At 43.9% G+C, this 7,876-nt stretch carries 8 protein-coding genes; 2 read left to right on the forward strand and 6 right to left on the reverse strand.

Annotated elements, in window-relative coordinates:
- Positions 1–222: 222 nt before the first annotated feature.
- Together N5O98_RS26605 and N5O98_RS26610 are read right to left on the reverse strand one after the other, a co-directional pair.
- Positions 223–948 (reverse strand): toxin-antitoxin system YwqK family antitoxin, encoded by a 726-nt coding sequence (locus N5O98_RS26605; RefSeq protein WP_004293712.1) that lies wholly within the window; start codon positions 946–948, stop codon positions 223–225.
- Between the two features lie 521 nt (positions 949–1,469).
- Positions 1,470–1,985, reverse strand: coding sequence for a DUF2262 domain-containing protein (locus N5O98_RS26610; protein ID WP_117611125.1), 516 nt, complete (start codon positions 1,983–1,985; stop codon positions 1,470–1,472).
- A 244-nt stretch (positions 1,986–2,229) separates the two neighbouring features.
- Here N5O98_RS26610 and erm(F) point away from each other — a divergent pair, with 244 nt between their 5' ends.
- A complete protein-coding gene (gene erm(F) / locus N5O98_RS26615) occupies positions 2,230–3,030 on the forward strand; it encodes a 23S rRNA (adenine(2058)-N(6))-methyltransferase Erm(F) (protein WP_004295323.1) in 801 nt (266 codons plus the stop codon).
- A 121-nt stretch (positions 3,031–3,151) separates the two neighbouring features.
- Here erm(F) and N5O98_RS26620 read toward each other — a convergent pair whose 3' ends face one another.
- Together N5O98_RS26620 and mobV are read right to left on the reverse strand one after the other, a co-directional pair.
- A complete protein-coding gene (locus tag N5O98_RS26620) occupies positions 3,152–3,853 on the reverse strand; it encodes a DUF1963 domain-containing protein (RefSeq protein WP_138287199.1) in 702 nt (233 codons plus the stop codon).
- A gap of 149 nt (positions 3,854–4,002) precedes the next feature.
- Positions 4,003–5,370 carry a MobV family relaxase gene (mobV, locus tag N5O98_RS26625; RefSeq protein ID WP_008999098.1) on the reverse strand — a complete coding sequence of 456 codons (1,368 nt, stop codon included), beginning with the start codon at positions 5,368–5,370 and terminating at the stop codon, positions 4,003–4,005.
- A 107-nt stretch (positions 5,371–5,477) separates the two neighbouring features.
- On the opposite strand from mobV, the gene N5O98_RS26630 reads away from it, so the two are divergent.
- Positions 5,478–5,795: a hypothetical protein gene (locus N5O98_RS26630; RefSeq protein WP_155272781.1), complete on the forward strand. Its 318-nt coding sequence runs from the start codon at positions 5,478–5,480 to the stop codon at positions 5,793–5,795.
- A gap of 167 nt (positions 5,796–5,962) precedes the next feature.
- Here N5O98_RS26630 and N5O98_RS26635 read toward each other — a convergent pair whose 3' ends face one another.
- A complete protein-coding gene (locus N5O98_RS26635) occupies positions 5,963–6,355 on the reverse strand; it encodes a hypothetical protein (protein ID WP_004293707.1) in 393 nt (130 codons plus the stop codon).
- 17 nt (positions 6,356–6,372) lie between these two features.
- The gene (locus N5O98_RS26640) at positions 6,373–7,605 is read right to left on the reverse strand and encodes a site-specific integrase (RefSeq protein WP_004293706.1); all 1,233 of its coding nucleotides are present in this window, start codon (positions 7,603–7,605) and stop codon (positions 6,373–6,375) included.
- Positions 7,606–7,876: the final 271 nt, after the last annotated feature.

Below are 7,876 nucleotides of genomic sequence, written 5' to 3' on the forward strand. Positions count from 1 at the left end.
TTTATATTTTAGATTTTTCTCGGTTTGACTTAACCGATTGAGAAATAAACTTTTAGCGAATTATTTGAGAAATAGAAGTAACGATTTAGCAACTGTGCGAATTTCAGCGTTTTGCGTTGCTATGCTGTCAAATAACTCTTTCATTTGCAAATATAACATCTTTTTCCGAAAGTACGAACTTTCGGTGGCAATTTTATAAAATCAACTTGCGAAAAAAGAAAATCATTCATCCCATTCATGGGTTGTGTCATCGGTGGCGTTGTACTGTTTCCAACGTCCCGATTTCTCGCCGTCGGTGTATTGCCCCTCGATGGTTATATAGGGTTTTCCGTCCCGTGTCGATTCCACACGATAAAAGCCGTCAAGTTTTCCGTTACGGTAGTGTCGTGTAGTCCTGCTGCGAAGCGTGCGCCCATCCTCGAATATTTCCCATTCCTCACCCTCTTTTTTGCCGTCTATATAATGAGATTCAAAAATCTGCTCACCCGTCTTGCTGTCAAAGCGGCGTTCCCGTCCGCTCTCCACACTCTGCCTATACTCCTTTTCGATTTCTATTTTGCCGTTACGAAAATAGGTCTTTACAGTTCCGTCTATCTTGCCTTGCTGCATGGGTGTTTCTTTTCGGGGAGTAACGCCATCTTGGTAATACTCCGTGAATATGCCGTTGCGCTTTCCTTTGGCATATATGCCCGATTCACGCAGTACCCCATCACGATAGCGGAGATAATCACCGTTTATTATGCCGTCGGAAAGTTTAACACGCTCCTCGTCAAGCCCTCGTATAATGCGATATTCTCCCTGCAACGGCTGTTTACTGCCTTTTTCATAATAGACCGTGCGCCGTGCGTTATCCGTTATAGTCTGTAAATCGTCCCATTTTACTATTTGTTGTGCGGAAGCCGTGCCACACAATAGCAAAAAGAGGTATAGTGTTAATATTCTATTCATTGTATTTTTGCTTTTCGAGGTTGATAATGGTTTGGAAAGGAACGCCGTTTAGGAGTGATCTTTCCGTGTTAATAACTTTTTTATCAATAGCGAAATTACTACTGCTATCATCAAATAGATGCACACACAGCCTTGCATTAATAAAAAAATGTCAAATGCTATAGGATTGCTGTTTGTGTAACATATGTATCCTAAACAGAATAAACAGGTTGCAGCCAACATAATTACTGCTATTATACGAATTACGTTGCTGTGCAACCATAAATCAGTCAAGACAAATAAAATAGATACAAATAATTGCAAGATGAAGACACCAAGGAACATACCTGAGACATATTCCGATTCAGGTATTGACTTTAAGTAAGAACATGATAAATATATGTTCACACCCAATAGTGTAAAGAACGATATAACTTTTGCTAATCGATTTATTTGCTTTAACCTATGTCGTGACATGATTGTTATTAATGTTCGGCAGATAAACCACTTTCAATGTTTCATCTGTTTGTTAGCAACCTGTTCTATCCTTCTAATCCATTACATTCACATTCAATTTTTCCGTTTTCTTTGGTATATAGACTATACCATATAACATGACCTGCATAATAATCAGGGGAACAACTTATATACATGTTTATATCTGTTATCCCTTCCCCAACAGAAAAATAAATAGATTGCACCTTTAAGCTATTATAAAAATCAGTTTGAGTTATAGGTAAAAATACTTTTTCCTCATATGCCGTCAAATAACAATCTTTTTCGTTTGTTACTTTAGAATCTTCATCTTTTATCCATTCTTCAGCAAGTCTAATCATTCCTTCCTCTATTGCTGTTTCTGTGCAGATTTCTTTATTATTATTTACCCACACTAAAACAGATTTAATTATAGGGAGAATAGATATATTGTCAATTCCTTGTTTATTAGATATTTCGACACGAGTTGATTCATTCCATATTGAAACATGGAAATTATACTCATAAGACAGACTTCCTTGTACAAAATCTTTTTCTGTAAGTTGTTCTATTTCTACTATCATCTTGTTTTCGCTTTATGGGTTGCTAACGGTTCTCAGCTATACGCAGGCAGGGATTTTAACCACTGAACTTCCTACGAAGAACTGAACTTTAAATTTACCACTTAACTGTCCTACGAAGCACGAAACCCCTGCTTGCGTATAGGTGATGTTATGCGGTCGGTTTTCATTTTCTCTTCTTTCTCGTTAATTTCTGCTGCAAAGTTACTAAATTTGCAGTCAAGTATTCACCTGTAAGAAGTTACTAATGACAAAAAAGAAATTGCCCGTTCGTTTTACGGGTCAGCACTTTACTATTGATAAAGTGCTAATAAAAGATGCAATAAGACAAGCAAATATAAGTAATCAGGATACGGTTTTAGATATTGGGGCAGGCAAGGGGTTTCTTACTGTTCATTTATTAAAAATCGCCAACAATGTTGTTGCTATTGAAAACGACACAGCTTTGGTTGAACATTTACGAAAATTATTTTCTGATGCCCGAAATGTTCAAGTTGTCGGTTGTGATTTTAGGAATTTTGCAGTTCCGAAATTTCCTTTCAAAGTGGTGTCAAATATTCCTTATGGCATTACTTCCGATATTTTCAAAATCCTGATGTTTGAGAGTCTTGGAAATTTTCTGGGAGGTTCCATTGTCCTTCAGTTAGAACCTACACAAAAGTTATTTTCGAGGAAGCTTTACAATCCATATACCGTTTTCTATCATACTTTTTTTGATTTGAAACTTGTCTATGAGGTAGGTCCTGAAAGTTTCTTTCCACCGCCAACTGTCAAATCAGCCCTGTTAAACATTAAAAGAAAACAGTTATTTTTTGATTTTAAGTTTAAAGCCAAATACTTAGCATTTATTTCCTGTCTGTTAGAGAAACCTGATTTATCTGTAAAAACAGCTTTAAAGTCGATTTTCAGGAAAAGTCAGGTCAGGTCAATTTCGGAAAAATTCGGTTTAAACCTTAATGCTCAAATTGTTTGTTTGTCTCCAAGTCAATGGGTAAACTGTTTTTTGGAAATGCTGGAAGTTGTCCCTGAAAAATTTCATCCTTCGTAGTTCAAAGTCGGGTGGTTGTCAAGATGATTTTTCTGGTTTGGTGTCGTCTTTTAAGCTGCCGCATAATGTTCAGTGAATAATCGACCTTTTGGGAGATTGATTCGCTTGTTATCTGCATTTACTAATAAAAATCACAATAAAGCCTCCAATCTCCAGTTTGACTGTTTTTTGCCAAATAGAAATTTCCGCTATCTATGATATTAAGGTTCGCTTTTTCATCTGAAGCTATCTGAATCATAAATTCATATCCATCACCGAAATCTATACCTGACTGTATATAATTAGGATAACCGCCTATTTTATGCCCGGCAAAACAATCCGTATAGTCATAATAGTCGGTGATTTCCCCGGAATCTTCCATTTCCACCAACTCATCTTCTATATCCATTGGAATGTCGCCACTATCCCATACAGGATAATCTTCAGTAATTAGTTGGCTTTTCAGCGGATAGGGCTTTATGCGTAACGATGATTGCATGTGTATATCCTTAACAACCAACACATCTTCTTCTTTGTATTCACGAATAACCCAATCATCTCCGTTATATGCCAGTCTGCCGGGCATATTTTCAGACACAAAAACAGTCAATACTTTCGACCCTTTAAGTGCATCAGGTATATAGGGCAACCCTTCAAGACATATTTGTAACAATGGCAACATTGCTTTACCATTGCTATCTATCGGTATATCTTCACTTTCTCTATATAGATACACTTGACCAATCCAACTTTCAGTATTGGAATTTGTAGGTCTAAATCCCCCGGTTATAAAACCAGTTGCCCTTTTAACCAATTGTTTTTTTATTTCTTCTATTTTTTTCATTTTTTTCTATGCAGATAACATTGTGCTAACAGCGAAATCGGCTGTTATTTTCTTCAAGTATATCACCTTGCGAACAAATATAAAAAAAGTGCAGTACACCACGAACAGCGTACCGCACTTTTTTCGGCAAATCGGGCAGGATTTAACATTTATAGCTTGAATCCCTTGCCTTTCCTTTGCGGTTGTATAGGTCGGCGTATGTTCTGCCTTAACTTCTCGAACTGTTCCTTGAACCACTCGGCAATGGGCTTTCGGTCGATGGCAAGAACCAATTTAGTCCCGTCCGTGGGGTCTTTCAGCACTTGGAAACCTGCCCTTTCGGTCGTGAATTTCCGTCCGTGTTCCTCCGAGTAGAGTTCCCCTGCATACTCCAACGGCTTTCCCTTGACGAGCGTTGCGGTCTGCCTTTCATCGAACCCGACAAGGCGGCAGAGGTTTTCGATACGGAGCATTTCACGGAAATAGGGAAACCATGCTGCCGCCCTTGCGATTACCGTTTTCAGAAACGATATTTCCTGCTTGTGCCTTGTGTCCTTGTCGGCTATCTCCCTGCCGTGCTTTTGCTGCATTTCCCGTATCTCCCTGCTGTGGTCTGCCTGCATGGTCTGTATCCTATCTTGCAGGGCTTCGATGGTTTCCTCGTGGTCGGCTACCTCCTTATGCAGGGCGGTGTTCTCCCTTTCCAGCGTCTTGACCTTGTTACTGCCGAAAAGAGAACCGACGCTCTCGGCGATGTTGGCGGCTGCGGTGGTTGCCGCCCCTTTCAGCTTCTCGGTCTGTATTTCTTTTTTCGCCCGTCTTAGTTCCTCCTGTGCCGTTTCTTTCTGCTGCTGCAAATCCACCACTTCCGCTTTGAGGTCGTCGGAGAGTTTCTGTATATCCCGATAATACTGCTGCGTGGACTTGTGGCGAGCTTTCGAGCCGTCTATGCCCCTTTGCAGCCCGTATTTCGCCATCGCCACGGCATAGGTATCTTGGTAGGACTTCAATTTCAGCCGTGTCATAATATCGTCTGCGCACAGCCTCACGGTGTCGGTCGGCTTCTTGCGGTATCGCTTCTTCGTCTGTTCCTCCCTTTTCCTGCGCTTGCGCTCTCCCTTGACGATGGGGACGAGTGTAACGTGTATGTGCGGCGTTTCCTCGTCCCTGTGCAGGTGAGCCGCCACGATGTTCTCCTTTCCGAACGTGTCGGCGAAGTATTTCAGATTGTCGGCGCACCACTCGTCCAAACGCCCCTCTTCCTCTATCCGCTTCATGTCCTCGTGCGTTCCCGATACGTTGATGCGGATTGCCCGTACTTGGTTGCTTCCGATTTTGCGTGTCAGCCCCGCTTCTTCTAATCTCTGCTGTATAGCCGCCGAACGGTCTTTTATCCCGTCGGGGTATTCGATAAGCCTGCGGTTTAGGTGCGTGCGTGTGGGGTCGGCGTTCTTCGGTATGATGAAACGCTCGATATGTGCGGTCGTTCCGCTGTCGCTGCCGTGCGCCTTTTCCATGTGTAAAACTACGAAACCCATATATTTTTCCTTTCTTCCTTGACTTGTGAAACAATGATTTTTCGTATCTTCGGGGCGGCAAATGCCGTCCCCGATGGGGTGTGCAGAGGGGCTTACCCCTTGCCTTATTGGGGAATTTTCAGCGATACGTAGTATTGCGGCTCGGAAAATTCCCTAATAAGCTACGGTATTTTCTCCGTAAATACCCTGCGGCGTGCCGTCTGCCTGCCCGTCTGCCTTTCGGCTATGGCTGTCCCTGCCGCCTGCTTGCCCGTAACCCCACCTTATTTTTTTCCTTTCGGTCGGTGGGTGGCGGGGCGGTCGTTTCCGTTTTCAAAGGCTCTTTTGCACGGGGCGGTCGGATACAAGGTTTTCCCGATAAATACGCTCGCAGCGAAGCGAGAGGAAGATTTATTGGGAAACGGCGCAGCCGCCTGACCTTTTAGCCGACGTAAAGCCCCGTGCTTGCTTTGCCTTTGTAAACGAAAACGATTGCTCCGCTTTCCTCTGAAAAGAGAAATAGACCCTGCAATATATATCACCATAGTGATAGGTTTGCATGTTTGCATGCTGGTATGCTGGTACGTTTGCATGTTGGTATGTTGGTATATCATCATGCTTTCCAACGGCTGTTGGGCTTGCCGTCCGAAACAACCGACACGAATACCGTCGTTTTCTCTTTTCGCCCGTGTATAATCCTCTCTAATAATGCCCTGCGGACTTTCGCCGCCCCGAACGATTCGACACGGAAAGCGAGGGCGGCTATCGTTTCGAGGTTGTAAACCTCCGCGCTGTATTTGTCCGATAGGCGGATAATGTGCTTTATGTCATATATAGATAAAACTCCGCTTTTGCAGAGTGCCTTTATCCCTGCCCTAACCGTCGGGGCGATAACCCCGAACAGTTCGCAGATTTCCCGCTCGGTCATGGCGGTTGCGCCTATATCGCTCGGCAGGGAGATATTGCCCTGCCCGTCCATCGTGATAATGTTCCTTTCTTCTTTCATCGGTATTCTGTTCTTAATTAGATGGCTCGGCAGATATTCTTCTCCATATCTTCCAACTTGTGCGACAAGGTTTCCATGTCTTGGCTTATCTTCTGGGCGGTGATTTTGGCGTAAATTTGGGTGGTCTTTATGTTCGTGTGCCCCAAAAGGCGGCTCACCGTTTCGATGGGTACGCCGTGCGACAGAAGTACGGTCGTGGCGTTCGTGTGGCGTGCGACATGGTAGGTCAAGCGTACCTTGAAGCCGCATTGTCTGCCTATATCTTTGAGTATCTTGTTACAACTGCCGTTGTTCGGAACGGGGAAAACATGACCGTCCCTTGCCAGCCCCTTGTACTTCTCGATGATACGCTTGGGAACGTCCAAAAGGCGGATGTTCGATTCGGTGTTGGTCTTCTTTCTTCGGGTGATTATCCACAGGTTGCCGTCGAAGAATGTTTGCAGGCGGTCGGCGGTGAGGTTCTTCACGTCCGAATACGCCAAACCCGTGAAAACAGAAAAGACGAACAAGTCCCGTACAAGCTCGTGGGTGGCGTTCTTCATCGGTGCGTTCATGAGCGTCTGTATCTCCGTTTGGGTGAGGTAGCCCCTGTCCACGCTTTCGGGAGAGTTGATATATCCCGCAAAGGGATTAAAGGGCAAACGCCCGTCGTTCCTCGCTATGGAAACGATGTGTTTCAACACAATCATGTAGCCCCACACGGTATTGGTGCGGCATTTCTTCTCCGTGCGCAGAAAATACTCGAAGTCGTTGATGAACGTGAGGTTGAGTTCCTTTAATGGAATATCCTCACGCTTGTAGGTATGGGGCAGGAACTCCCGAATATGGTTGCAGACCGTCCGATAACGGGTAAATGTACCCTGCGCCCTGCTGTGCCCGACTTTCTTCTCGAACTCGGCGTTGTGCTGCTCGAACAGCTTCAGCAAAGTTTCCTGCTTGACGCCGATACCGAGATAGGCGTCTTTGAGTTTGGCGGCGGTAACATAACCGTCCGTCTGCATTAACTCTTGATAGCGGCGGTTTACTTCCACACGGATTTTATCTACCGCAAGGTTGATTCTCTGCGCTTCGACGCTCTTGCCCGAAGCACGGTTGTTCTTCACGTCCCACAGCCGTGGGGGAACGTCCATCTTGCAACTGAACTGTTTAATCTCGCCGTCCACCGTGATACGGCACATTAAAGGCAGGTTGCCGTTCGGCTTCTCGCTGCCTTTCTTCACGTAAAATAATACCTTGAATGTACTACGCATAACTCACTCCTTTTTTTGGTTACAAAATTAGTTATTAGTGAGTTACCGACTGCTATGCAAAATTACGCAAATCGCAGAAACAGAACCATTTAGCAAGAAATTCACACCCGTTACGGGGGTAATGAGGTGGTAACTGAACTTCTGCGCTGTTTGGCTTCGAGGTGGTATTTCGTTGGCTCTGTCCCATAGAAAAACAAAGCGTAACGAACGCTGTATCAGCTAATTCGCTACGTTTTACCCAAATTTACTTTTTCGCTATGTGTTTATTTTA

Origin of the sequence: Bacteroides sp. LFL-34 (assembly GCF_027257075.1) — a bacterium.
GTDB classification, from domain to species: Bacteria; Bacteroidota; Bacteroidia; order Bacteroidales; family Bacteroidaceae; genus Bacteroides; species Bacteroides ovatus.

What these genes read in the sequence shown, in the direction of transcription:
- N5O98_RS26605 (WP_004293712.1), bottom strand. Translation starts at nt 948, where the DNA reads ATGAATAGAATATTAACACTATACCTCTTTTTGCTATTGTGTGGCACG.
- N5O98_RS26610 (WP_117611125.1), bottom strand. Translation starts at nt 1,985, where the DNA reads ATGATAGTAGAAATAGAACAACTTACAGAAAAAGATTTTGTACAAGGA.
- N5O98_RS26620 (WP_138287199.1), bottom strand. Translation starts at nt 3,853, where the DNA reads ATGAAAAAAATAGAAGAAATAAAAAAACAATTGGTTAAAAGGGCAACT.
- mobV (WP_008999098.1), bottom strand. Translation starts at nt 5,370, where the DNA reads ATGGGTTTCGTAGTTTTACACATGGAAAAGGCGCACGGCAGCGACAGC.
- N5O98_RS26635 (WP_004293707.1), bottom strand. Translation starts at nt 6,355, where the DNA reads ATGAAAGAAGAAAGGAACATTATCACGATGGACGGGCAGGGCAATATC.
- N5O98_RS26640 (WP_004293706.1), bottom strand. Translation starts at nt 7,605, where the DNA reads ATGCGTAGTACATTCAAGGTATTATTTTACGTGAAGAAAGGCAGCGAG.